A 24,323-nucleotide genomic window follows, 5' to 3' on the forward strand; every position below is an offset into this window, starting at 1 on the left:
CATGGATGGCGCCTGGCCATGTCGGAGACTCAGGAATACCGCCATGGCGAGCTGTTGAGCATCCCCTCGCGAGCCGCGCTCATACGGTGGAGCCCGAAGAGACGCCCTGAACAGCGTGGGCAGGCGCGATACAAAAACGGCGGACATCTTTCGATGTCCGCCGTTTTCGTTGTACACGGTTTTTTTTGCACCACCGCGCTGGATTGCAGCGCCGGGCGTCGTTCAGTCGGCCGGGCGCGCCACCAGCGAGCGCGTTTCCTCGCGGGCTTCGGTCAAGACCACCTTGAGTGGATCGCCCAGCTTGTAGCGCTCCTCGTCAGCGATGCAAATGCGGCCTTCCTTGTCGTCGATCGCCACCTTGTCGCGTTCGCTGTGCATCAGCGGTGCCGGCACGAAGGCCGTCGCGCCGTTGGCGGTCAGGCGCACGCGCATGCCGCCGCGGTTGATGTTGATGATCTCGGCATCGAAGGTGCGTTGTTCCCGGGCGGCCGGGGTCAGGTAGCGCACATACAGCCAGTCCTTGACGTCGCGCTCGGCCATGCGATTCAGCCTGCGGCGCTCGGTGAGCTGTTCGGTCAACGCTTCGCTGGCCTCGGCCGGCGCCTGTTCGCCCTTGAGCACGCCCTTGATCAACCGATGGTTGACCATGTCGCCGTACTTGCGGATCGGCGAGGTCCAGGTGGCGTAGGCGGCCAGCCCCAGGCCGAAGTGCGGACCGGGCTGGGCCGACATGCTGGTGAAGCCCTGGAAACGCCGCAGGCGAGCATCCAGCCAGGCATCGTCGCGGCTTTCCAGCGCGCGCTTGAGTTCGCGATAGCGCGGCAGTTCGGTGAGCGCCTCGCGTTTGATCTCGATCTGCTGGCCGGCGAGGAACTCGAGCGCGGCATCGGCCTTTTCGGGCTCGAAGGCGCGGTGCACGTTGAAGATGCCATGGCCGACCTTGGCGGCGAGCAGATCCGCGCAGCAGGCGTTGGCGGCGATCATCGACTCCTCGATCATGCGATTGGCGATGCGTCGGCCCTCGATGCGCACGTCGAGCACATTGCCGGCGTCGTCCAGATCGAAGACGTAATCGGGGCGATCCTTGAACACCAACGCATGCTCGGCGCGCCAGGCACTGCGCGCTTCGGTCAGCGCCTCAAGGGTCTTGAGCTGTTCGCCGATGCCGGCCTCGGGCGTCCACTCGCCCTGGCCTTCGAGCCAGTCGGAGACCTTGTCGTAGATCAGCCGCGCATGCGAGCGCACGTGGGCGGCGAAGAACCGGTACTCGCCGAGGCTGCCGTCGGCGTTGACGTCCAGCGTGCAGGCCAGGGTCGGGCGCGTTTCGCCTTCCTTCAGCGAACACAGGTCGTCGGCCAGCACCTCGGGCAGCATGGTCACGTTCTGGCCCGGCAGGTAGACCGTGAAAGCGCGGGTCTGCGCCTCGAGATCCGCGGCATGGCCCTCGGCGACATAAGCGGTGGGGTCGGCGATCGCCACCCACAACCGCCAGCCGCCTTCGGGGCGCATCTCGACATGCAGGGCATCGTCCATGTCGCGGGTCTTCTCGGCGTCGATGGTGAAGAACGCGTGCGCGGTGAGATCCTCGCGCTCGAGTCCTTCGTCGGCCAGCGGCCATTCGTCGCCGGCTTCCGGCGAGGCCTGTTCGAGGGCGTGGCGGGCCAGCGTCACCCGCCAGGGTACTGCCGGGTCGTCCTGCCTGGCGATCAATTCCTCGATCTGGCTGAAGAAGGCGCGATCGTCGGGCTTGAGCGGATGGCGCACCAATCGGGCGACGACCCAGTCGCCATCGGCGATGCTGTCCTCGTCGAGGCTGCGCTTGATGCGCGCCTTGAAGGCGTTGCTGATCGAGGGATGATCGGGAATCACCGCGAGTCGCCCGTCGCGGTTTTGCACGCGGGCGATGAAACGGTCCAGCCCCGCTTCGATCAGGCGTTCCGGCTCCACCGACTTCTTGTCGCCGTCCTCCTTGATGATCGCCTCGACACGGTCGCCATGGACCACTTGCTTCATGGCGGGCGGCGGCACGAAGTAGGACTCGCCGCTGTCGGTTTCGAGGAAGCCGAAACCGCGATCGGTGGCCTTGATGACACCCTCGGCGCGCGGGGTGGTGTCACGGATCTGTTGCTTGAGCTGCGAAAGCAGCGCGTTGTTCTGCAGCATGGGGGCGTCGGTACAGTTGGCGGGAACGAGCAGCCACTATACGGATTCGGGCCGCCGCCGCCAATCGTCGCACGGCTCTCGTGCTCTCAGCCCAAGGCAGCAGCGAGCGCTCGCGCCTTCCCTCCGGCAATGCAATTGACGCCGAACGAGATCGGCGTTGGGCGAAATGCAGCAGCGCATGGGCGCGCTGGCGAGAGACGCGGTTGTAGCTGCCTCGTCAAAGCACCAATATAAGGCCAATTGGTATTTGACTGGTATTTAACAGGATCTATAGTGGTTATTAACCAGGATCAACGATCATCGCGGAGAAATCATGGATCCCCGTTTTGCCCGGATCGTCCTCGATCCCGATATGGCCACGCCGCTCTATCACCAGCTGGCGCGGCAACTCGGCGACGCCATCGAGGCGGGGGCCTGGCTGGCCGGCGAGGCACTGCCATCGGAGCGGACACTTGCCGAGACGCTGGAAATTTCACGCATCACCGCCCGCAAGGCGCTCGAAAGGCTCGCCGGGCAGGGCTTGATTCGGCGCACCCACGGTTCGGGAACGTTCATCGCGCCGCGCTTCAATCAGCCATTGACGAAATTGACGAGCTTTTCCGAGCTGCTTGCCCAGCGCGGCTTCACGCCGCGCTCGCGTTGGCTGTCGCGGCGCCTCGAGGCGCCGAGCACCGAGGAGGCGCTGCGCCTGGGCTTGCGTGGCGACGCCCGGGTGGCCCGGCTCAAGCGACTGCGCCTGGCCGACGACGTGGTGATGGCGGTGGAGGAGAGCTGCCTGCCGGAAGCGGTATTGCCCGAGCCGGAAGGCGTCGAGCGCTCGCTCTATGCGACGCTGGAGGCCCGCGGCAAGGCGGTGGAGCGCGCCTTGCAGCATCTCACCGCGGTCAACGCCGACGCCGCGCTCGCTGCGCTGGCCGAGGTGCCCGAGGGCCAGGCGCTGCTCAAGGTCACCCGGCTGGGCTATCTCGCCGATGGCAGCCCGGCCGAGCTCACCGTCACTTACTGCCGCACTGATTACTACGACTTCATGGCCGAGCTGTATCGGGCTCGATAAAAAGGTAAGCCAATGCGTTACGGCAACATCCTCACCCCCGAAGGCTGGCGTCTGGGCGAGATTCACTGGCGCTATGGCCGCATCGTCGGGATCGACGGCGCGCCGACGGTCCCGGCGGACAACGACGCGCCCTACGTACTGCCCGGTTTCGTCGACCTGCACGTACATGGTGGCGGCGGCGCCGACACCATGGAGGGGGGCGAGGCGGTGGCGACGCTAGCACGCACCCATGCGCGCTTCGGCACCACCAGCCTGCTGGCCACCACCATGACCGCCACCGCTGCCGAGGTGCGCCGGGTGCTCGGCGAGATCGGTACGCTGATAAAAGCGCCCCCCGGCGAGGGCGCGCGAATCCTCGGCGTGCATCTCGAGGGCCCCTACATCAATCCCGGCAAGCTCGGCGCCCAGCCGCCCCATGCCCGGCCCGGCGAAATCGCCGAGATAGACGCGCTATGCGAGTTGGCGCCGATCCGCCTGGTGACCCTGGCGCCAGAACTTTCCGGCCACTATGCACTGATTCGTCACTTGAGCGAGCGCGGCGTGCGCGTCCAGCTCGGCCACACCCTGGGCAGCTACGAGCAGGGTGTGGCGGCGATGGAGCACGGCGCCTGCGGCTTCACCCATCTCTACAACGCCATGACGGGGTTGCATCACCGCCACCCGGGCATGGTCGGTGCGGCCCTGGCACACGCCGACTTCGCCGAGCTGATCCCCGATCTGCTGCACGTTCATCCCGGGGCGATTCGCGTCGCGCTCAGAAGCATTCCGCGGCTCTACGCGGTCACCGACTCGACCGCCGCCGCCGGCATGCCCGATGGCGAGTACCGGCTCGGTGAGCAGGCGGTCACCAAGTGCCTGGGCGGGGTGCGCCTCGCCGATGGCACGCTCGCCGGCAGCACCCTGACCATGGACCAGGCGCTGCGCAACCTGGTTGCCATCGGCCTGTCGCTAGGCGAGGCCAGCGCGCGGGTATCGCGCCATCCCGCCGACTTTCTCGGCCTGCACGACCGCGGCCGGCTGGCCAACGGCTGTCATGCCGACCTGGTGGTGCTCGATCGTGAGCTGGCGGTCGAAGCCGTCTACGTCGAGGGCCGGCGCGTTGCCGATGGCGACGAGCGCGGTGACGATCCCCCAGCAGGTTCTTCCGCACATCTTCCCGGAGACGACTCATGAGTTCGATGATGCTCAGCGAAGCGCGCAACGCCCCCGAGCGCATCGCCGGCCAACTGACCCGCAACGCCGAGCCGCTGGCCGAGTTCGGTCAGTGGCTGCGTCGGCGCGATCCGCGCGGCGTGGTCACCGTGGCGCGCGGCAGCTCCGACCACGCGGCCAGCTATTTCGCCTATCTATGCATGCAGAGCCGCGGCATACCGGTGGCTTCGCTGCCGCCGTCGCTGACCACCCTGGCGCGGGCGCCCTGGAAGCTCGACGGCCAGCTGGCGCTGGCGATTTCGCAGTCCGGCCAGAGCCCCGACCTGATCGAGACCCAGAAGGCGCTGGCCGCCGGCGGGGCGCAGACGCTGGCGTTGGTCAACACACCGCGCTCGCCGCTGGGCGAGGCCAGCGATCGCGAGATTCCGCTGTACGCCGGCGAAGAGCGCAGCGTCGCCGCGACCAAGAGCTACCTGGCCACGCTGTCGGCCTGCGCTCAGTTGCTTGGTCACTGGAACGGCGATCGTGAATTGCTCGTCGCCCTCGAGGCGCTGCCCGAACGGCTGCGCGTGGCGGCCGGGCAGGATTGGTCGTCGGCCATCGCGGCGCTGCGCGACGCCGACCGGCTGATGGTGGTGGGGCGCGGCGCCGGGCTGGCGGTCGCCCAGGAGGCGGCGCTCAAGTTCAAGGAGACCTGCGCCATCCAGGCTGAGCCGTTCAGCGGCGCCGAGGTCAAGCATGGCCCGATGGCGTTGATCGGCCCGGGCTACCCGGTGCTGGTGTTCGCCCCGCCGGGGCCCGAGCAGGCCGGCCTGCTCGAACTCGCCGAGTGGCTGAGAAGCGTCGGCGCACGGGTCCTGCTGGCCGCCGACGATGGCATCGCAGCGCGCGAGCTGACGCTCGCCGATGCCGGACATGCCGCGCTGCAGTCGCTCTCGGTGATCCAGAGCTTCTATGTCATGGCCGCCGGGCTGGCCGCGGCACGTGGCGGCGACCCCGATCAGCCGCGCCACCTGAAGAAGGTGACCCGTACCCGCTGAGCGTATTCACATTTTCTTATCCGACAACAACAATGCCGGAGGCAACATGGCTTCATTTTTCGACATTCAGGCACCGGTGGACGGCGTGCTCGTCGCCCTCGACGCGGTGCCCGACCCGGTCTTCGCCGAAGGCACCCTCGGCGAGGGCCTGGCCATCGATCCGTTGGGCGATACCCTGCATGCCCCGTGTACCGGGGAGGTCGTGCAGTGTGCGCGTACCGCCCACGCCGTGACGCTGCGCAGCGCGAACGGTATCGAACTGCTGGTTCACCTGGGGCTGGATACCGTCAATCTCGATGGCGCGGGCCTCGAACTGCTGGTCGACGTCGGTCAGCGGGTCGAAGCCGGCGAGCCGTTGCTGCGCTTCGACATCGATCGCGTCGCTCAGCAGGCGATGAGCCTGATTACCCCGCTGGTCGTCGCCGAGCCGGCCGGCTGGCGCCTGGCTTCCCTCGGTGCCCCGCGCAGCGGCGAAACGGTGCGTCGGGGCGAGGTGATCATGCGTCTCGAGGCGCCCGCTTCCGAGGATGGCTTGCCGCGCGGAGATGAAGCGAAGCCGCAGCGAACGGGCGAAGCGACCCGCGAGGTGACCCGAGACGTGACGTTGAGCCTGGCGGCCGGGCTGCATGCGCGGCCCGCGGCGCGGCTGCGCGCCATCGCCCGCGAGCATGACGTCGACCTGGATATAGGCCACGGCGAGATGCGTGTCGAAGCGCGCAGCCTGAGCCGGCTGATGAATATGGGGTTGGTTAAAGGCGATCGCCTGACACTGATCGTACACGGCGCGCGTGCCACGGCGGCGCTGGACGCCGCCGAGCGGCTGTTGAGCAACCCCGAAGCCGACGGACAGTCCGCTAACCAGGTCGACGCGCCGCCCGCCGAGGCCGGGGCAGGGCAGTTGGCCGGGCTGGTCGCCAGTCAAGGACTGGCAATCGGGCCGCTGTATCGTTATGCCGCGCCGCTGCCCGAGGTGCCCACCGAGGGCGACGACCCGGCCAGTGAACGCACCCGCCTCGGCGAGGCGCTCCAGCAGGTCGGTCACGCACTCGAGGAGGCGTTGAAGCGGGCCGAACACGCCGGACAGACCAGCGAGGCGGAGATTCTCGATGCGCACCTGGCCTGGCTCGAGGACCCGGCGCTGTATGATGCCGCCGAGCGCCGCATCGACGACGGACGCAGCGCTGGACAGGCCTGGAAGGAGGCGCTGGACGACGAGGCGGATCGCCTGCAAGCCACCGGCAACAAGTTGCTGGCGGCGCGCATCGCCGACTTGCGTGACCTGCAGCGCCAGGTGATGGCGTGCTTCGGTACGGTGCCGAGCGCCCCGCAGGTGCCCGCCGGCGCCATCGTCATCGCTGACGACCTGACGCCCTCGGAGCTGATCGCGCTGGCCGACCAGCGCCCGGCGGGAATCTGTCTGGCCGCCGGAGGAACCACCTCCCACGTGGCAATCCTCGCCCGCGCGCGCGGCCTGCCATGCCTGGTGGCGATGGGCGTGGCGCTGGAGTCGGTCGAGGGCGAACTGGCGATTCTCGATGCCGAGCGGGGACTGCTCGAACCGCAGCCGGATAGCGCCAGCCTGGATGCCATGCGCGAGCGCATCGCCGCGCGCGAGCGAGTTCAAGGCATCGCGCGCGAGGCGGCCCGACAGCCAGCAACGACCCGCGACGGGCGACATGTCGAGGTCTGCGCCAACGTCGCCGGCGGCGCCGAGGCGCGCATCGCCGCGCGGGAGGGCGCCGATGGCATTGGTCTGCTGCGCAGCGAGTTCCTGTTTCTCGATCGCGACAGCGCGCCGAGCGTCGACGAGCAGCGTCGCGAATACCAGGCTGCACTCGATGCCCTCGGCGGCAAGCCGGTGGTCGTGCGTACGCTCGATATTGGCGCCGACAAGCAGCTGGGCTATCTGCCGTTGCCCCGTGTGGCCAACCCGGCACTGGGGGTGCGCGGCATCCGGCTGTGGGATAGCCAGGCCGCACTGCTGGATAGCCAACTGCGCGCTCTGCTCGCGCTCGAACCGCTCGACTCGCTGCGCATCATGCTGCCGATGGTCAGCGGCATCGGTGAGCTACGGGCGTTGCGCCGCCGCCTGGAGGCCCTCGCCACGCAGCTGGGCGTGAGCCGGCTGCCGCCGCTCGGGGTGATGATCGAGGTGCCCTCGGCGGCGCTGTGTGCGGCGAGCCTCGCCGCCGAGGCCGACTTCCTCTCCATCGGCACCAATGACCTGACCCAGTACACCTTGGCCATGGATCGCGAGGACCCGCACCTGGCGGCACAACTCGACATGCTCCACCCGGCGGTACTGCGGTTGATTCAGGAAACCGTCAAGGGCGCCGCCAGGCGCTGCCCGGTGGGTGTATGCGGGACCGCCGCCGGCGATCCGCTGGCGCTGGCCGTGCTGGTCGCGCTGGGCGTCGATGAACTATCGGTGGAGCCGGCTCGCATCCCCGCGGTCAAGGCGGCGCTGCGCGAACTCGATGCCGCGGCGCTCGGCGAACAACTGCCGGCCTGGTTGACGCTGGACGACGGCGTCGCCGTGCGTGCGCACGTCAAGGCCTGGCTGGACGCGCCGGTCGTCGCCTGATTCGCCACTGTCACTTTCGACAACAGTCACTTTCGACAACAACAACGCCCGGAGGAACATCATCATGCAATTCGACATCATGGGTGGCCTGCAGAAGCTGGGTCGCTCGCTGATGCTGCCCATCGCAGTGTTGCCGATCGCCGGCCTGCTGCTGCGCCTGGGGCAGCCTGATCTGCTCGACATCGCCTTCATCGCCGATGCCGGCAACGCAATCTTCGCCAATCTCGCGCTGATCTTCGCCATCGGCCTGGCGGTGGGTTTCGCCAACGACAGCAACGGCGCAGCCGGGCTTGCCGGGGTGGTCGGCTATGTGGTCCTTGATGCGGTGCTGAACACGCTCAACGAAGACATCAACATGGGCGTGCTGTCGGGCATCATCATCGGTGCCGTGGCGGGGCTTCTGTACAACCGCTTCAAGGACATCAAGCTGCCCGATTACCTGGCATTCTTCGGCGGGCGACGCTTCATTCCGATCGCCACCGGGGTCGCCGCGGTGATTCTGGGGATGCTCTTCGGGGTGGTCTGGCCGGCGGTACAGGCTGGCATCGATGCCCTCGGCCAGTGGCTGATCGAGGCCGGCAATCTGGGGTTGTTCGTCTACGGCGTGCTCAACCGGCTGCTGATTGTCACCGGTTTGCATCATGTGCTCAACAGCCTGGTGTGGTTCGTGTTCGGCAGCTTCGAAGGCGCAACCGGGGACCTCAATCGCTTCTTCGCCGGCGATCCGACGGCGGGCAGCTTCATGGCGGGCTTCTTCCCGGTGATGATGTTCGGCCTGCCGGCCGCGGCTCTGGCGATGTATCACGCCGCGGCGCGGGATCGGCGCGCCCAGGTCGGTGGTCTGTTGCTGTCGCTGGCGCTGACCGCGTTTCTGACCGGCGTCACCGAGCCGATCGAGTTCACCTTCATGTTTCTGGCGCCATCCCTGTATGTACTGCACGCGCTGCTCACCGGGTTGTCGATGGTGATCATGAACCTGCTCGACGTCAAGCTGGGTTTCACCTTCTCGGCGGGGGCCTTCGACTACGCGTTGTCCTACGGGCTGTCGACCAACGGCTGGCTGATGATCCCGGTGGGACTCGCCTATTTCGCGCTGTATTACACGGTGTTCCGCTGGGCGATCGCGCGCTTCGATCTGCCGACGCCGGGGCGCGAGCCGGAAACTGCGGGCATCGCCACTGTGCCGGCCGACGCCGGCGAGCGGGGGTCGGCCTTCGTGCGCGCATTGGGCGGGGCCGTCAACCTGACCAGCGTGGGCGCCTGCACCACGCGCCTGAGGCTGGTGCTCGCCGATGACCAGGCGATCGATGAACCGGCGCTCAAGCAACTCGGCGCGCGCGGCGTACTGCACCTGCGCGGTGGCGGTCTGCAGGTGATTCTGGGGCCGATCGCCGACGGCGTCGCCGACGAGATTCGCGCGGCGATGGGCGCCGAAGGGGCCGTGCCGACTCAGGCTCCTGCCGCTACGTCGGCGGCGCATGACGACGAGCATTCAGCGTTATCCGAACAGGAGCGCGAGCGCTGGCTGACGGCGCTGGGCGGGCGCGGCAATGTCCAGGAGGCTACCGCCGTGGCGATGACCCGCCTGAGGCTGCGCCTGGCCGATGTCGCGAATCTCGATGAGGCGGCCCTCAGGGCGTTGGGCGCGCAGGGTATCCAGCGCATCGAAGGTGGGCTGGTTCACGTAGTGCTTGGCGAGAGGGCAGAACGCGTCGCCGGCGGGGTGGCTCCACACTGAACGAGACGGCGGCGTTAGGCCGCCATACCCGAGAACGCCGAATCTTCATTGATTATTTTCGGCCTTCGGCCGGGTTCGCCAAACGCCACTTTCTAGTGGCGTTTTTTATATATTTCGCCACTTTTTCGCGTCTGGCGTAGCGTAACTATTATATGCATCATAAATCATAATACCTTTCGCTAGTTGCGCTGGTAATGCCATTAACTGCGATCATGGCTGTGAAGCAAATCGAGCGCGCTTCACTTATGCAGACTGGTTCATAAAAACAATGAGTAGCGCCATGACTTTCAATATTGCATGTCCTGTGAGCAAGACAACGGCGTCGCATCCTTCCTATGCCAATGACCCGCTGAACATCGTCAGTGAATGGCCTGAGCTCGTATGGGGCGTGAACCATACGTGTTGCGGCGTCGACTGCCTTTTCCGGGCGGAACCGGTCGATCAATCCCCATGCCCAAGGCGTACCCCGGGCATGAGTTAATGCCTGGCTAATCGATAGTCACAATAAACAAGAGGACGACTCATGGACGGTATTTCGAGAGGCGATGCGCGGACATCGTCGGCAAGGGGCGATGTCGGTTTCTTTGCCCGCGAGCGCACGATAGCAGGGCCGAACTTCAACCGTTGGTCGGTTCCTCCGGCGGCCCTGGCGATCCATCTGTGTATCGGCATGGCCTACGGTTTTTCGGTGTTCTGGCTGCCGATGAGCAACGAGATTGCCAATGCACCGGCCAGCTGCACCAATATCGGCTTGATGCAGGCGCTGACGACGACCACTTGTAACTGGTCGGTGGCCCAGGTGACCTACATATTCGGGATCTTCATCGCCATGCTGGGTGTCTCCGCTGCAATCTGGGGCGCATGGCTGGAGCATGCCGGGCCTCGCAAGGCCGGCTGCATCGCGGCACTGTGCTGGGGCGGCGGCATGATCGTCGGCGGCATTGGCGTGATGGTGCATCAGCTGTGGCTGGTCTACCTGGGGGCGGGTGTCCTCGGAGGCATTGGTCAGGGCCTGGGCTACATCACACCGGTATCCACGCTGATCAAGTGGTTCCCGGATCGACGCGGCATGGCCACCGGCTTCGCCATCATGGGCTACGGCGGCGGTGCGATGGTCGGCGCTCCGCTCGCCGTGTTGCTGATGAGTTACTATTCCTCGGATGGTGGCACCGGCGTCGCCATGACGCTGATCACCATGGGCGTCATCTACACCATCGTCATGGCCAGCGGCGCCATCGGCTTTCGTGTTCCGCCCAACGGTTGGCACCCCAAAGGTTGGCAGCCTTCGCAAGACGCCAAATCCAATGCCATGATCACGAAAGGTCACGTTCATCTCAATCGGGCCTGGAAGACCAAGCAGTTCTGGTTGATATGGGGCGTGCTGTTTTTGAACGTGACCGCCGGTATCGCGGTGATCTCCATGGCCAGCCCCATGCTGCAGGACGTATTCGGCGGTGCCCTGGTCGGTATCGAAGATACGCAAGCCGGGCTCACTGCAGCGCAGAAGGCGGCCGTGGTGGCTGCCGCAGCCGGCCTGGTGGGGCTGATCAGCCTGTTCAACAGTGTCGGCCGGCTGTTCTGGGCGTCGCTGTCCGACAAGATCGGCCGCAAGAATACCTATTACTGCTTCTTCGTTATCGGCATTGTCATGTACTCTCTGCTGCCCACCTGGGGGCAACTGGGCATGGCGGGCATGTTCGTCATTTCCATCTGCATCATTCTCAGTATGTACGGCGGTGGCTTTGCCACGGTGCCGGCCTATCTGGCCGATATTTTCGGCACGCAGATGGTCGGTGCGATCCATGGGCGATTGCTGACGGCCTGGACCGCCGCCGGCCTGATAGGTCCGCTGATCATCGCCGCCCTGCGCGAAGCTCAGCTGAAAGCGGGCGTGGAGCCCGCCCTGGTCTACGATCGAACCCTCTACATCATGGCCGGTTTGCTGTTCCTGGGGCTGATCTGCAATGCACTGGTACGGCCGGTGAAGGAATCCGATCAGATGAGCGCCGAGGAAGTGGCGCACGAGCGTTCCCTGCAGCATGACGACAGCGTCTCGGGTAGCGCCGAAACTGCGGCGCGGGGCAAGTTCGGTGTCGGTGGCGTGCTGGCCTGGCTGGGTGTGGGCGTACCGTTCTTGATCGGGCTATACATTGCGCTGGCCAAGGCGGCGGCGCTGTTTTAAGAGGCGACTGGTTTAAGAGGATAGGCCGAGCGCGCGGCTGGCGCTCGGTCGCTTATTGCCGGTCGCCACCGAGCAGTTCGGCGAAGGTGCATATCTCGCCGCAGCGATCCGGCGCATAGCCCGGCAGCTTGTCGATCTCTGCCAGGAATTCCGGCGATGCCATCAGCGAAAGTAACTGCCGGATATTTTGCTGCCGGAGACGCTCCTCTTGACACACCAGCAGGTAATGTTCAGTGGCCAGATCGAGGAATTCGAGGCCGAACTGGGCGGCGGCGGCCGCGACGCCGAAACCGGCATCGGCCATTCCGGCGGCGACATAGGCGGCCACCGCGGTGTGGGTGAACTCCTCGCGCTCGGCGCCGTGGAGCTGGCGTTCGGTGATGCCGCATTCATCGAGCAACAGCTTGAACAGGATACGCGTCCCGGAATGCCGATTGCGGTTGATTAAGCGGACACCCGGTCTGGTGAGGTCCTGCAGCCCGGTGATGGCCCCGCGGCTGTCGCTGCGAATGATCAGCCCTTGCCTGCGGGTGACGAAGCGGATCACCCGCAGATTGTCCAGGTCGAACTGGTGCTTGTAGATCGCCATGACCTGATCGGCCAACCGCGGGCAGGCCGGGAAATGGAAACTGGCAAGGTCGGATTCGCCCGATGCCAGCGCGCGCAAGGCCTCCGTGGGATTGGTGTATTGCAGATCCAGTTCGACCCGGTCGGAGAAATCCGGCAGCAGAGCCACCGCGTAGCCATGGCTGGCATGCAGGCGCAGCACGGGGTGAGCGCCGGCGAGCAGTTGCTGGAGCTGGATGTTGAGTTCGGAGGCCATGCTGTCGATCTGTGGCCCCAGGCGCGCCTTGATTCGCTGCTCGGACCACAGCAGTGTCTCTCCGAGGGGCGAAAGCTGAGTGCCGTGACCCTTGCGCTTTACCGCCAGCGGCACGCCGAAAAAGTCATTGCCGCGCTTGAGAAGGTTCCAGGCGTGACGATAGGAGATTCCCGTTTGCTGTGCCGCCAAGGTCAGTTTTCCACTATCGTGCACGCTTTTCAGCAAGCGAAAGAGCGCCGGGTCTAGCAGCTCGTCGGTTTCGGTCTTGAACAACCAGGCAGGGGAGGCATGCAGTTTTTTTCTATGCATTGTTTTTCATATTTATGGGGCCGTTGGGGCGTGCTATGTTCAATAAACAGCCTATTTAAACTGCGATAATTAAGCAAGATTGTTCATAGGTAACATAGGCACTGAAACAGTCGCTCAGCGACATGCGAATGACGCGACCGGCAATCCGCGCCTACCTTGGGCGATGTTTCATTGCATTACAATAATCAGCTTGATGAGGCCTAGCCATGACGCCTTCCGGCAAACGCCAGCCGCAGGCATGGACCCTCGAATCGCTCCAGCGTGAAGTCGACGCGCTTAAGGACGAGCCCGGGGCCATGCTGCCGATTCTCCACGCGATTCAGAACTGCTGCGGCTACATTCCCGATGACGCCGTGCCGATCATCGCCGAAACGTTGCGCCATACCCGCGCCGAGGTCCACGGCATCATCAGTTTCTATCATCACTTCCGAAGCCATCCGGTGGGTAGCCACGTGGTGCAGGTGTGTCGTGCCGAAGCCTGCCAGGCGGTAGGCGGTCGTCAGCTCGAAGTGCATATCAAGAAGGGGCTGGGCGTGGATTATCATCAGACCAGTCGCGACCACGAATTCACTCTGGAGCCGGTGTACTGCCTGGGCAACTGCGCCTGCGGCCCGTCGATCCGCGTGGACGATGAGATCCACGGGCGGGTCACCGCCGAGAAGTTCGATCGCCTGGTGGACCGGCTCACCACCTCGATTCTGGAGGTGCAGTGATGACCGTGACCGTCTATGTGCCCCGCGACACCACCGCCCTGGCCTTGGGCGCCGATGATGTGGCCGCACTGATCGAGCAACAGGCGAAACGCCGTGAGCTGGACCTCAAGCTGGTTCGCAACGGCTCTCGCGGGCTGTTCTGGCTGGAGCCGATGGTCGAGGTCGAGACGGCACAAGGCCGTGTCGCCTATGGCCCGGTGGAGCCGGACGATGTCGCCGGCCTGGTCGAAGCGGGCCTGTTCGATGGCGGGGCGGAACATCCGCTGGCCCGGGGGCTGACCGATGAAATCCCCTATCTGAAGCGCCAGCAACGCCTGACCTTCTCGCGCATCGGCATAACCGATCCGCTCTCCATCGACGACTACCGGGCTCACCGCGGTTTCGCCGGGCTGGAAAAAGCCCTGACCATGCAATCCCAGGCGATCGTCGATGAGGTCAAAGGCTCCGGCCTGCGCGGACGCGGCGGCGCGGCCTTTCCCACCGGCATCAAGTGGCAGACCGTCCACGACGAACCCGAAGGCCGGAAGTACATCGTCTGCAACGCGGACGAGGGCGACTCCGGCACCTTCGCCGACCGGCTGGCGATGGAGTGCGACCCCTACATGCTGATCGAGGGCATGACCATCGCCGGACTGGCGGTGGGCGCCACTCAGGGCTACATCTACCTGCGCTCGGAATATCCACTCGCCCACAGAGTCGTCAACGAAGCTCTCCGGCGGGCCTACGCGGCCGGTTATCTGGGCAACGATATCCGCGGGAGCGGCAAGCATTTCGATCTGGAAGTGCGCCTCGGCGCCGGCGCCTATATCTGCGGCGAGGAAACCTCCCTGCTCGACAGCCTGGAAGGCAAGCGCGGCATGGTACGCGCCAAGCCGCCACTGCCCGCCATCGAAGGTCTGTTCGGTCGGCCCACGGTGGTCAACAATGTGCTGTCGCTGGCGGCAGTGCCGTTCATCCTCGATCGGGGCGGCCAGGCCTACGCCGATTACGGCATGGGCAAATCCCGTGGCACCCTGGCCCTGCAACTGGCCGGCAACGTCAAGCGCGGCGGGCTGGTGGAGCTGGCCTTCGGCACTACCCTGCGTGAGCTGATGGAAGATTTCGGTGGGGGCACCGCGAGCGAACGCCCGTTGCGTGCGGTGCAGGTCGGCGGTCCGTTGTGCGCCTACCTGCCCGAAAGCCAGTGGGACCTGCCGCTCGACTACGAAGCCTTCGCCGAAGTCGGTGCAGGGGTCGGCCATGGCGGCGTGGTGATGTTCGACGACAGCGTGGACATGGGCGAGCAGGCCCGCTTCGCCATGGAGTTCTGTAGCGTCGAGTCCTGCGGCAAGTGCACGCCCTGCCGCATCGGCGCGGTGCGCGGCGTGGAAGTGATCGACCGCATTCGCGCCGACGACGACCGCGCCGCGAATCTCGAACTGCTTTCCGATCTCTGCGACACCATGGTGGCCGGTTCGCTGTGCGCCATGGGCGGAATGACGCCATTCCCGGTGCAGAGCGTACTCAAACATTTCCCGGACGACCTGACCCGCTCCCGTGGAGGTTCGCCATGCTGAATTATTTCGATCCCAACAAAGACGCTTTCTCCCAGGATCTGGGCACGCCGGCCCGGCTCTCCGAGCAACATATCGCCCTGACCATCGACGGGACGGAGATCAGTGTCCCGGAGGGAACCTCCGTGTTGCGCGCGGCGGCCCTGGCGGGTATCACCATTCCCAAGCTGTGCGCCTCCGACAATCTGGAAGCGTTCGGTTCCTGCCGGCTGTGCGCGGTGGAGGTCGAGGGCCGGCGCGGCTATCCGGCCTCCTGCACCACGCCGGTAGCGGAGGGCATGAATGTCACCACCCAGAACGGCAAGCTGGCCAAGCTGCGCCGCAACATCATGGAGCTGTACATCTCCGATCATCCGCTGGACTGCCTGACCTGCCCGGCCAATGGCGACTGCGAACTGCAGGACATGGCCGGTGCGGTGGGCCTGCGGGAGGTGCGCTACGGCTTCGACGGTGCGAATCACCTGGGCGCGGAAACCGACGCCTCCAACCCCTATTTCAGCTTCGACCCCAGCAAGTGCATCGTCTGTTCGCGCTGCGTACGCGCCTGTGAGGAGGTCCAGGGCACCTTTGCCCTGACCATCGACGGCCGCGGCTTCGACTCCAAGGTCGCTGCCGGGCAGAACGAAGACTTCATGGACTCGGAGTGCGTGTCCTGCGGGGCCTGCGTGCAGGCCTGCCCGACCTCGACGCTGATGGAAAAGAGCGTGATCGATCAGGGTGTGCCCGAGCACAGCGTGGTCACCACCTGCGCCTACTGCGGCGTGGGTTGCTCGTTCGAGGCGCAGATGAAGGGCGATCAACTGGTGCGCATGGTGCCCTACAAGGGCGGCGACGCCAACCATGGGCACTCCTGCGTGAAGGGGCGCTTCGCGTTCGGCTATGCCACCCACAAGGATCGCATCACCGAGCCGATGATCCGCGAATCCATCGATCAGCCCTGGCGCGCCGTATCCTGGGAAGAGGCGATCGAATTCTCCGCCAAGCGCCTCAAAGATATCCAGGCCAAATACGGGCGCGAGAGTATCGGCGGCATCACCTCGTCGCGCTGCACCAACGAGGAGACCTACCTGGTGCAGAAGCTGATCCGCGCCGGCTTCGGCAACAACAACACGGACACCTGCGCCCGGGTATGCCATTCGCCCACCGGCTTCGGTTTGAAAACCACCTTGGGCGAGTCCGCCGGCACGCAGACCTTCGACTCGGTGATGAAGGCGGACACCATGCTGGTGATTGGCGCCAATCCGACCGATGCCCATCCAGTCTTTGCCTCCCAGATGCGTCGTCGATTACGCCAGGGCGCCACGCTGATCGTCGCCGACCCGCGCCGCATCGATCTGCTCAAGACGCCCCATGGCGGCAAGGGCATGCACCTGGCCCTGAAACCCGGCACCAACGTGGCGCTCATCAATTCGCTGGCCCATGTGGTGGTCGCCGAAGGCCTGGAAGACCAGGATTTCATCGAGAAGCGTTGCGAGACCGAGGCCTACCAGGCCTGGCGCAGTTTCATCAGCGAGGCACGCAACTCACCGGAAGCGCTGGAAGCCGAAACCGGCGTGCCCGCCGAGCAGGTCCGCGAAGCGGCCCGCGCCTATGCCACCGCCGGCAACGGCGCCATCTACTACGGCCTGGGCGTGACCGAGCACAGCCAGGGCTCGACCATGGTGATGGGCATCGCCAACCTGGCCATGGCCACCGGCAATCTCGGCCGCGAGGGCGTGGGCGTCAACCCGTTGCGCGGCCAGAACAACGTGCAGGGCTCCTGCGACATGGGTTCCTTCCCCCACGAACTGCCGGGCTATCAGCATGTGGCCGACCCGGCGGTGCGCCAGCGTTTCGAGGCGGTCTGGAAGGTCAGGATCGACGACGAACCGGGTCTGCGCATCCCCAACATGTTCGACGCGGCGATTGCCGGTACCTTCAGGGCGCTGTACGTGCAGGGTGAGGATATCGCCCAATCCGATCCCAATACCCAGCATGTGGAAAGCGCACTCACTTCGCTGGATTGCCTGATCGTGCAGGATATCTTCCTCAACGAGACCGCCAAGTACGCCCATGTGCTGCTGCCGGGCTCCACCTTCCTGGAAAAGAACGGCACCTTCACCAACGCCGAGCGCCGCATCAACCGCGTACGCAAGGTCATGGCACCGGTAGCCGGCAAGGAGGATTGGGAGGTGACCCAGGAGCTGGCCAACGCCTTGGGCTATCCGATGAACTACAGCCATCCCTCCGAGATCATGGACGAGATCGCCCAGTTGACCCCGACGTTCACCGGGGTCAGCTACGCCAAGCTGGATGAATTGGGCAGCATCCAGTGGCCATGCAACGAGGCGCACCCCAACGGCACGCCGACCATGCACGAAGTGGACTTTCCCATCGGCAAGGGCCATTTCGCGATCACCGACTATGTGGCCACCGAAGAGCGTACCAACCGGCGCTATCCGCTGCTGCTCACCACCGGGCGGATCCTCAGTCAATACAACGTCGGGGCCCAGACCCGGCGCACCGAGAACAGCCGGTGGCATGAAGAGGACGTGCTGGAGATCCATCCCAGCGACGCCGAGCTGCGCGGCATTCGCGAGGGCGACTGGCTGGGCGTGTCCAGCCGCGTGGGGCAGACCGTGTTGCGCTGCAAGATCAGCGAACGCATGCAGCCGGGGGTGGTCTACACCACCTTCCACCATCCGGGCAGCGGCGCCAACGTGATTACCACCGACAACTCCGACTGGGCCACCAACTGTCCCGAGTACAAGGTCACCGCGGTGCAGGTGGAGACCGTGTCGCAGCCGTCGCAATGGCAGAAGCAGTTCCGGCATTTCGACGAGCGCCAGCAGGCCCATCTCGGACTCGGACTGTCAGCCGAGCCCGCCGTCACCACGCTCAAGTGACCTCACTCAGGATTCGCCGCAGGGAGATGCCCGATGAGCGATCAGCAACTGCAGCAATTGATCAAGATGGTCAACCAGATCGCTGCCAACCAGCACGGTGAAAAGGCGCAGGCCGCGCAGCGCGTGGCGATGCACCTGCAGAAATTCTGGGCCCGCAGCATGAAGGCCCGGATCATCGCCTACCTGGACGACGATGGCTCGGATCTGTCGCCATTGGCGCGAGAGGCCGTGGCATGCCTCAAGCACGAACGCCAGGCGGGCTGAGGAGGACCCGGCCCGGCAAGCGTCAGGGGTGTCGGCAAAGTGGATCGGCGGGGACTTGCGATCTCCGCCGTTACCGAGTGGCCATTTTGCGGTAGCCTGAGTGACAAACTGGTCACAGGAAACTGCATGCAGTCCCATCTGATTGTCACCGATCTGGACAAGACCCTGCTCAATGCCCAGCACGGTCTCGATGAATTGACCATCGAGACCTTTCAGGCCCTGGCTGCCCAGGGCCATCATCTGGCGCTGGCATCGGGCCGCCACTTTCACGATATTGCCGCGTTCCGCCGGAGGCTGGGTGTCCCCGCCCATGTCATCAGCACCAATGGCGCGCATCTCTACGCGCCCGACGACAGCCTGATTGCCGAGCAGTGGGTGCCGGCCGAACTGGTCCGAGCGCTGGTCGAGCTGCCCCGCGATGCCGCGATTCGGCTCAATCTCTATACCGGCGACGAGTGGTTGATCGACGCGCCGGCTCCCGAGTTGATGGCGTTGCACGCGCACAGCGGTTTTCGCTATCGGATCGCCGATCTCGAAGCCCACGATGGCAGCGGCGTCGGCAAGGTATTGTGTATCGGCGATCCCGAGGCCCTGGCGACCCTCGAGCAGAGCATCAACGACAGCCTGGGCACGCGTTTGCACGTGACCTACTCGATGGCCGACTCGCTGGAGATCATGGCCGAGGGTGTCAACAAGGGCGCCACCCTCGAGCGCCTGATGGCGCGCCTCGAAATCCCCGCCGAGCGTTGCCTGGCGTTCGGCGATAACCTCAATGACGCCGAGATGCTGGCGTTGGTCGGTCATGGCTTCATCATGGAAAACGCCCATCCCGAGCTTGCACGGCGGATTCCCGGTGCCGTGCGCATTGGCCACCACCACTCGTCCGGCGTCGCCCGGCGGTTGCGCGAATATTTCGCGTTGAATGTCGCGGCGAGGTAGCCGCGTTATGCCATTGTCCTGTGACAAGGAGCGTCATCATGGCAGCGAACAGCGAGCGCTTGCGTGACTATACGCGCAAGGTCTGGATAGCGGCCGGCGTTGCCGCTGCCACGGTGGCGATACTGGCCACGCTCTGGTTCGGTTTCGAAATCCTGCTGATGGTCTTCGTGGGCTTGCTGCTGGCCTTGGCCTTTTCACTTCCGGCGGGTTGGCTATGTCGGCATAGTTTTCTGTCCCGTCGCTGGGCGCTGCTGGTCGTGTTGCTTGTGATCAGCGGCCTGCTCGCCGCCTTCAGTGTGAACTTCGCGTTCAGCATTGGCCAACAGTTCGAGCAACTCGCCGAGACGCTGCCCGGCTCGCTGGTTGAGCTGAAGACGATGCTAAGCCAGTGGCCGATGGGTTCGCAGATCATCGAATGGATCAGCGAGAATCCGTCGCCTGACGCTAATCTCAGTAGCTGGTCCACACGGGTCTCGACGGTGTTCTCGACGACGTTCGGGGCGTTGCTCAACGTCGTGGTGGTGGTGTTTATCGGTCTGTTCATCGCTTTCGATCCCGGGATCTATCGAACCGGTCTGATAAAGCTCATCACGCCTGCACATCGCGAGGGTGCGGCCGTCGTGCTGGAAGCCATCAAGCACAAGCTGGCCTGGTGGCTGCTTGGTCGGCTTGCTTCAATGACTGCCGTAGGCTTGCTGGCGGGCGTTGGCCTCTGGGCGTTGGGAATCCCGATGGCCTTGTCGCTGGGTCTGCTGGCGGCGCTGCTATCGTTCATTCCCTATCTGGGACCGCTCTTTTCGGCGGTTCCCGCCTTGCTGGTGGCCTTTTCGGTCGATTCGACGGCCATGCTGCATGTCGCCGTGCTCTATACCGGCGTTCAGACGCTGGAAAGTTATCTGGTCACGCCGCTCATCCAGCGCGAGGCGGTCAGTATTCCACCCGGTTTGTTATTGATCGTGCAGGTATGGCTGGGGCTGGTGGCCGGGCTGTTGGGCATGCTGGTGGCCGAGCCATTGATCGTGCTGGGCATGATCCTCGTGCAGCGTGTATATGTGAAAGGTTGGCTGGAGCGGCAGGACCCACCCGTCGAGCAGGCGCCTGAACCGACCGCTGGCGGTGATGTCCGGCGCTGACGGGAGCGCCTCGGCTCATGGTTCCGATCGATGCGACGCGGACCGGTCGCTCTCGCCGGGTGTCTCGAGCCGGCGCAGGCGCTGCCAGAGTTCGCTGCGCAGATCGGCGATGCGCGGCGCCTCGGCGTCGGCAAACGGCAGCGGACGGGTGAGGCGCAGCGCGCGCAGCCCCAGGCGCGCCGACAACAGCCCCACGCCGAGCCCCTGGCCGGCGCGTACCGAGAGCTTGCTGGCGAGATTCATCGAGAACAGCTCCATGCTGGCCTCGGAGGCGATTTCGCTGGCGCCGGCGAAGGCCAGGTTGGCGAGCACCTGGCGAAACAGCTTGAGCCGACTGGCGTAACCGAGTTCCAGGCCATACAGCGCGGCGATGCGCTCGAGCATCGCCAGGTTGCGCCAGGCGACCAACAGCATGTCGATCAGCGTCAGCGGGCTGACCGCGACCATCACCGCGGTGTCCCCCGACATTCGCGAAATCAGTCGGCGCGCCTCTCGATCGCGCGGAGCGAGTACATGATGGGCCAGTAGCGCACGTGTCTCGGCGCCGTCGTGGTGGGACTGATGCGCTTGCAGGAAGGCCTGCCAGTGGGGATGGTCGCGGTCGAGTTGCATCTGCTCGCGCAGCGACTCGGCGAGTTGGCGCGCCTCGCGGCCGGCTTCGGTGCGGCCGGCTTCGGCGTCCAGCCCCTCGAGGCGCTGGCGTAGCGCGCCATGGCGTCGCAGCCGGCGTAGCCGCCACAACTCGCGCAGCAGCGCCGAGCCACCCAGGGCGAGTGCCAGCAGCCCGAGCAGGCTCCAGGCGCCGCTCAGCCAATCGCCGCCCAGCGAGGCCCGGTAGAGCGTCTCGCCGGCTTCGATGGCGCCCAGCGTGAGGCTGCCGCCGAGCAGCGTCAAAAGCCCCCAGCGGCGCTTGCGCGGTCGTCCCAGCCCACGCTCCAGGGCGGCGCCGGTGGTCGGGGGCAGCGCCTCGTCCGCGTCGCGGCGTTGGGTCGTTAGCTCGACGGGGTAGTGCTCGGCCGGCCGCGGGTCCGGGTGGGCGCCGACACGCGCGGCGTCGGGTTCGTCGAGGTTTTTTTCGAGAGTGAAGCGCTGCTGGGGGCGCGGGTCGCTCATGTCAGTTTGTCTCCGATCAGCCAGTCGAGGGCGGCGTCCAGGCGAATGTGCGGCAGGCCGTCACCGCGGCTGGCGCGGGGCAGCGGACGAAAGGCGGTGAAGCTGAAGCCTTGACGGGCCCAGAAGTCGGCGCGGGGCAGGCGCGCCGGAACCTCGCCGGGAAACACCAAGTGCGCCTCGCCGGCCAGGTCGGTGCCGCGCAGTGCCGGGATGCGCGTTCCCTGTTGACTGACTTCATGCACTTCGGTGGCGCGCAGCGAGGCCAGCGACAGCGCGCGTACCGGGATGTCGGCATAGCGCAGGTCCTTGATCGGCTCGGCGAGCAGCGCCTCGAGCAAAGCGACCAGCTTGCCGTGCTGCTCGGGGGTAACGTGATCGGCCTTGGTGGCGGCGATCGCCAGGCGGTCGATGCGCGGCGCGAACAGCCGCGTGAGCAGGCTGCGCTTGCCGTAGTCGAAGCTCTTCATCAGCGTCGCCAGGGCCCGCGACAGGTCCTCGAAGCGTTCCGGCCCGGCGTTCAGCGCGCCGAGCACGTCCACCAGCACGATCTGCCGGTCGAAGCGCCGAAAGTGCTCGCGATAAAACGGCTTGACCACGTGCTGCTGATAATAGGCGAAGCGCCGCGCCAGGGTGCGGTAGACGCTGTCCTCGGGAAGCGCCTCGAGACGCGCCCGGTCCGCTTCGCCGACGCCCGGCAGCGGGAAGAACTGCAGTACCGGGGCACCGTCGAGATCGCCGGGCAGCAGGAAACGCCCCGGCTGCAGGTCGGCGAAGCCGGCTTCACGGGCCGCGCGCAGGTAACCGGCATAGTGCTCGGCGATGCCTGCCAGCCGGGCCTCGTCGGCGCTGGCCGCGGGGTCGAGCGCGTCGATCGCGGCCAGCCAGTCGCTGGCCAGCTCGCGTCGCGCCGGGCTCAACGAGGCCTGCTGGCGCTCGCACCAGCTCAGGTAGTCGTGCTCGAGCAGCGGCAGGTCGAGCAGCCATTCGCCGGGGTAATCGAACAGATCCAGCGTCAGGGTCGCGCTGTCGCTGGCGAAACCGGCCAACAGGCCGTGGCGTTCGGGGCGATAGCGAATGCGCAGGCGCAGCTCGCTGATGCCGCGGGTCGGGTCGGGCCAGCGCGGCGGCTCGGCATCGAGCGCGGCCAGCGCCTGGTCGTAGGGAAAGCGCGGTATGCCAAGGTCCGCCTGGGCGATGCGCTGGGCGCCGAGCAGGCGCCCTTCGCGGGCCGCCGGCAACAGGTCGAGGCGTGCCTCGAGCCCGGCGTGACGCAGCTGATGGACCAGCGAGGTGAGAAAGGCCGTCTTGCCGGCCCGGGATAGCCCGGTGACTGCCAGGCGCAGCTGGCGGTCACGGCCGCGTTCGATGAGATTGCTGACTTCGCGTGCCAGGGTCTGGCGCATGGAATCGAGATCCGCCGAGAAATTCAGCCTCTAATCTGGGGGCGTTGAGCGCCGCTGGCAAGTCGCAGCCAGGCCAGCGCGCCCAGCGGTAACAGCGAAAGCGGCAGCAACACGGCATTGAGGCCGGCCCAGCCGAGGCCGGCTTCGAGCGGCCCGGCAAGCAGTGCGGTAAGGCTCACCGTGGAAAACACCAGGCACTCGTTGGCGGCCTGGGTGCGGGCCTTCTCGGCCGGGCGATAGGTCTCGGTAAGCAGGCCGGTGGCGGGCAGAAAGGTCAGGTTCCAGCCCAGCCCGAGCAGTACCAGCGCCGCGTAGTAGCCGTACAGCCCCACCTCGAACTGGGCCAGTACGCCGCATCCGGCGAGCAGCAGGCAGCCGATGGCGATCATCCTCGGCGCGCCGAAGCGTGCGGTCAGCCGGCCGGTGACGAAGGACGGCAGGAACATCGCCAGCACATGCCATTGAATGGTGGTGGCCACGTGATCGAAGGTGAAGCCGGCGCGCTGCATGGCCAGTGGCGTGGCGGTCATCGCCAGGTTCATCACCCCGTAGCCGACCAGCGCGCTGAGCGCGGCGACAATGAATGTCGGCTGGCGCAGGATCTCCCCCAGCGGTCGCGCCGGCCCCTCGCCGTGAGTACGCTGGGCTGGCGGCAGGCGGGTGAAGGCGAGCAATACCAGCGCCAGGGCATAGAGCAATCCGAGGCCCAGGAAGCTGCCCAGAAAGGGCACGTCGGTGAGTTCGCGGCTGGTCCGGGCCAGCCACGGGCCGAGGAAGGCCGCCAGTACTCCGCCGCCCATCACCAGCCCGATGGCGCGATCGCGCAAGACCGGCGGAGCGGCCTCCACCGCGGCGAAGCGGTAAAGAGTGCCGAAGCCGATACCCACGCCGATCAGCCAGGTTCCCAGCATGAACGGGACGAACCGCTCGGCTTGCAGCGCCCAGGCCGCTACGCCGACCCCGGCGATGCCCAGCAGGTTGCCGAGCATGAAACCGCGCTTGCGCCCCAGTCGGGCCATGATCAGCGAGGCGGGTATCGTCGCGCACATCAGGCCCAGCAGCTGAGTGGCCACCGGCGCGGTGGCCCAGGCCGGCCCCGGAGCGAGGCGCACACCGATCAATGGCGACACAGCGATCAGCAGAATGTTGCCGCTGACCAGCAGCGCCTGGCACAGCGAAAGCAGGGTGACGGTCAAGGGCATGGCTGGCGTCCGGTTTAAGGCATATCGCTAGGGCCTGTTGACGTTTCGTCGCGGCCGCGACGAAACGTCAACA

At 65.9% G+C, this 24,323-nt stretch carries 17 protein-coding genes; 12 read left to right on the forward strand and 5 right to left on the reverse strand.

What is annotated here, in order from left to right; all coding sequences use genetic code 11:
- Positions 1–222: 222 nt before the first annotated feature.
- Positions 223–2,163 carry an exoribonuclease II gene (locus K7I12_RS10445; protein ID WP_231664095.1) on the reverse strand — a complete coding sequence of 647 codons (1,941 nt, stop codon included), beginning with the start codon at positions 2,161–2,163 and terminating at the stop codon, positions 223–225.
- Between the two features lie 313 nt (positions 2,164–2,476).
- Between K7I12_RS10445 and K7I12_RS10450 the strand changes: the two genes are divergently transcribed.
- The 6 genes from K7I12_RS10450 to K7I12_RS10475 all read left to right on the forward strand — a co-directional run bounded on the left by K7I12_RS10450 (position 2,477) and on the right by K7I12_RS10475 (position 11,913).
- On the forward strand, positions 2,477–3,217 hold the full coding sequence (locus K7I12_RS10450; protein ID WP_231664096.1) for a GntR family transcriptional regulator: 741 nt from the start codon (positions 2,477–2,479) through the stop codon (positions 3,215–3,217).
- Between the two features lie 12 nt (positions 3,218–3,229).
- Positions 3,230–4,390 (forward strand): N-acetylglucosamine-6-phosphate deacetylase, encoded by a 1,161-nt coding sequence (gene nagA / locus K7I12_RS10455; protein WP_231664097.1) that lies wholly within the window; start codon positions 3,230–3,232, stop codon positions 4,388–4,390.
- Positions 4,387–5,409, forward strand: coding sequence for an SIS domain-containing protein (locus K7I12_RS10460; protein WP_231664098.1), 1,023 nt, complete (start codon positions 4,387–4,389; stop codon positions 5,407–5,409). Before nagA ends, K7I12_RS10460 begins: the two co-directional genes overlap by 4 nt.
- A 46-nt stretch (positions 5,410–5,455) precedes the next feature.
- A complete protein-coding gene (gene ptsP, locus K7I12_RS10465) occupies positions 5,456–7,993 on the forward strand; it encodes a phosphoenolpyruvate--protein phosphotransferase (RefSeq protein ID WP_231664099.1) in 2,538 nt (845 codons plus the stop codon).
- A gap of 64 nt (positions 7,994–8,057) precedes the next feature.
- Positions 8,058–9,731, forward strand: a complete 1,674-nt coding sequence (gene nagE, locus K7I12_RS10470; RefSeq protein WP_231664100.1) for an N-acetylglucosamine-specific PTS transporter subunit IIBC — start codon at positions 8,058–8,060, stop codon at positions 9,729–9,731.
- Positions 9,732–10,254: 523 nt separating this feature from the next.
- Positions 10,255–11,913: an OFA family MFS transporter gene (locus tag K7I12_RS10475; protein WP_231664102.1), complete on the forward strand. Its 1,659-nt coding sequence runs from the start codon at positions 10,255–10,257 to the stop codon at positions 11,911–11,913.
- A 52-nt stretch (positions 11,914–11,965) separates the two neighbouring features.
- On the opposite strand, the gene K7I12_RS10480 is transcribed toward K7I12_RS10475, so the two are convergent.
- The gene (locus K7I12_RS10480) at positions 11,966–13,045 is read right to left on the reverse strand and encodes a substrate-binding domain-containing protein (RefSeq protein WP_231664103.1); all 1,080 of its coding nucleotides are present in this window, start codon (positions 13,043–13,045) and stop codon (positions 11,966–11,968) included.
- 206 nt (positions 13,046–13,251) lie between these two features.
- Between K7I12_RS10480 and K7I12_RS10485 the strand changes: the two genes are divergently transcribed.
- From K7I12_RS10485 to K7I12_RS10510, 6 genes are all read left to right on the forward strand, one after another.
- Positions 13,252–13,758 carry a formate dehydrogenase subunit gamma gene (locus K7I12_RS10485; RefSeq protein WP_231664104.1) on the forward strand — a complete coding sequence of 169 codons (507 nt, stop codon included), beginning with the start codon at positions 13,252–13,254 and terminating at the stop codon, positions 13,756–13,758.
- Complete coding sequence (locus K7I12_RS10490; RefSeq protein ID WP_231664105.1) at positions 13,758–15,314, forward strand: formate dehydrogenase beta subunit; 1,557 nt, start codon at positions 13,758–13,760, stop codon at positions 15,312–15,314. Before K7I12_RS10485 ends, K7I12_RS10490 begins: the two co-directional genes overlap by 1 nt.
- Positions 15,308–18,196 carry a formate dehydrogenase subunit alpha gene (gene fdhF / locus K7I12_RS10495; RefSeq protein ID WP_231664106.1) on the forward strand — a complete coding sequence of 963 codons (2,889 nt, stop codon included), beginning with the start codon at positions 15,308–15,310 and terminating at the stop codon, positions 18,194–18,196. The genes K7I12_RS10490 and fdhF overlap by 7 nt, the downstream gene beginning before the upstream one ends.
- A 33-nt stretch (positions 18,197–18,229) precedes the next feature.
- On the forward strand, positions 18,230–18,460 hold the full coding sequence (locus K7I12_RS10500; protein WP_031384384.1) for a formate dehydrogenase subunit delta: 231 nt from the start codon (positions 18,230–18,232) through the stop codon (positions 18,458–18,460).
- A gap of 126 nt (positions 18,461–18,586) precedes the next feature.
- The gene (locus K7I12_RS10505; RefSeq protein ID WP_031384383.1) at positions 18,587–19,399 is read left to right on the forward strand and encodes a Cof-type HAD-IIB family hydrolase; all 813 of its coding nucleotides are present in this window, start codon (positions 18,587–18,589) and stop codon (positions 19,397–19,399) included.
- A 38-nt stretch (positions 19,400–19,437) separates the two neighbouring features.
- A complete protein-coding gene (locus K7I12_RS10510) occupies positions 19,438–20,532 on the forward strand; it encodes an AI-2E family transporter (RefSeq protein ID WP_035575335.1) in 1,095 nt (364 codons plus the stop codon).
- A 15-nt stretch (positions 20,533–20,547) separates the two neighbouring features.
- Here the strand turns inward: K7I12_RS10510 and K7I12_RS10515 are convergent, their stop codons facing one another.
- The 3 genes from K7I12_RS10515 to K7I12_RS10525 are packed head-to-tail and all read right to left on the reverse strand — an operon-like array spanning position 20,548 to position 24,250.
- Positions 20,548–21,645: a TIGR01620 family protein gene (locus K7I12_RS10515; RefSeq protein ID WP_031384381.1), complete on the reverse strand. Its 1,098-nt coding sequence runs from the start codon at positions 21,643–21,645 to the stop codon at positions 20,548–20,550.
- Positions 21,642–23,048: a YcjX family protein gene (locus K7I12_RS10520; RefSeq protein ID WP_031384380.1), complete on the reverse strand. Its 1,407-nt coding sequence runs from the start codon at positions 23,046–23,048 to the stop codon at positions 21,642–21,644. The genes K7I12_RS10515 and K7I12_RS10520 overlap by 4 nt, the downstream gene beginning before the upstream one ends.
- A 23-nt stretch (positions 23,049–23,071) precedes the next feature.
- Positions 23,072–24,250, reverse strand: a complete 1,179-nt coding sequence (locus K7I12_RS10525) for an MFS transporter (protein WP_031384379.1) — start codon at positions 24,248–24,250, stop codon at positions 23,072–23,074.
- Positions 24,251–24,323 lie beyond the last annotated feature (73 nt).

The sequence above is a fragment of the Halomonas sp. IOP_31 genome (assembly GCF_021151495.1).
Classification (GTDB): domain Bacteria; phylum Pseudomonadota; class Gammaproteobacteria; order Pseudomonadales; family Halomonadaceae; genus Modicisalibacter; species Modicisalibacter zincidurans.

Coding starts and splice junctions, on each gene's coding strand:
- K7I12_RS10500 (WP_031384384.1), top strand. CDS start 18,230: ATGAGCGATCAGCAACTGCAGCAATTGATCAAGATGGTCAACCAGATC.
- K7I12_RS10475 (WP_231664102.1), top strand. CDS start 10,255: ATGGACGGTATTTCGAGAGGCGATGCGCGGACATCGTCGGCAAGGGGC.
- K7I12_RS10485 (WP_231664104.1), top strand. CDS start 13,252: ATGACGCCTTCCGGCAAACGCCAGCCGCAGGCATGGACCCTCGAATCG.
- K7I12_RS10490 (WP_231664105.1), top strand. CDS start 13,758: ATGACCGTGACCGTCTATGTGCCCCGCGACACCACCGCCCTGGCCTTG.
- K7I12_RS10520 (WP_031384380.1), bottom strand. CDS start 23,048: ATGCGCCAGACCCTGGCACGCGAAGTCAGCAATCTCATCGAACGCGGC.
- nagE (WP_231664100.1), top strand. CDS start 8,058: ATGCAATTCGACATCATGGGTGGCCTGCAGAAGCTGGGTCGCTCGCTG.
- K7I12_RS10480 (WP_231664103.1), bottom strand. CDS start 13,045: ATGCATAGAAAAAAACTGCATGCCTCCCCTGCCTGGTTGTTCAAGACC.
- fdhF (WP_231664106.1), top strand. CDS start 15,308: ATGCTGAATTATTTCGATCCCAACAAAGACGCTTTCTCCCAGGATCTG.
- K7I12_RS10445 (WP_231664095.1), bottom strand. CDS start 2,163: ATGCTGCAGAACAACGCGCTGCTTTCGCAGCTCAAGCAACAGATCCGT.
- K7I12_RS10505 (WP_031384383.1), top strand. CDS start 18,587: ATGCAGTCCCATCTGATTGTCACCGATCTGGACAAGACCCTGCTCAAT.
- K7I12_RS10515 (WP_031384381.1), bottom strand. CDS start 21,645: ATGAGCGACCCGCGCCCCCAGCAGCGCTTCACTCTCGAAAAAAACCTC.
- K7I12_RS10525 (WP_031384379.1), bottom strand. CDS start 24,250: ATGCCCTTGACCGTCACCCTGCTTTCGCTGTGCCAGGCGCTGCTGGTC.
- K7I12_RS10450 (WP_231664096.1), top strand. CDS start 2,477: ATGGATCCCCGTTTTGCCCGGATCGTCCTCGATCCCGATATGGCCACG.
- nagA (WP_231664097.1), top strand. CDS start 3,230: ATGCGTTACGGCAACATCCTCACCCCCGAAGGCTGGCGTCTGGGCGAG.
- K7I12_RS10510 (WP_035575335.1), top strand. CDS start 19,438: ATGGCAGCGAACAGCGAGCGCTTGCGTGACTATACGCGCAAGGTCTGG.
- K7I12_RS10460 (WP_231664098.1), top strand. CDS start 4,387: ATGAGTTCGATGATGCTCAGCGAAGCGCGCAACGCCCCCGAGCGCATC.
- ptsP (WP_231664099.1), top strand. CDS start 5,456: ATGGCTTCATTTTTCGACATTCAGGCACCGGTGGACGGCGTGCTCGTC.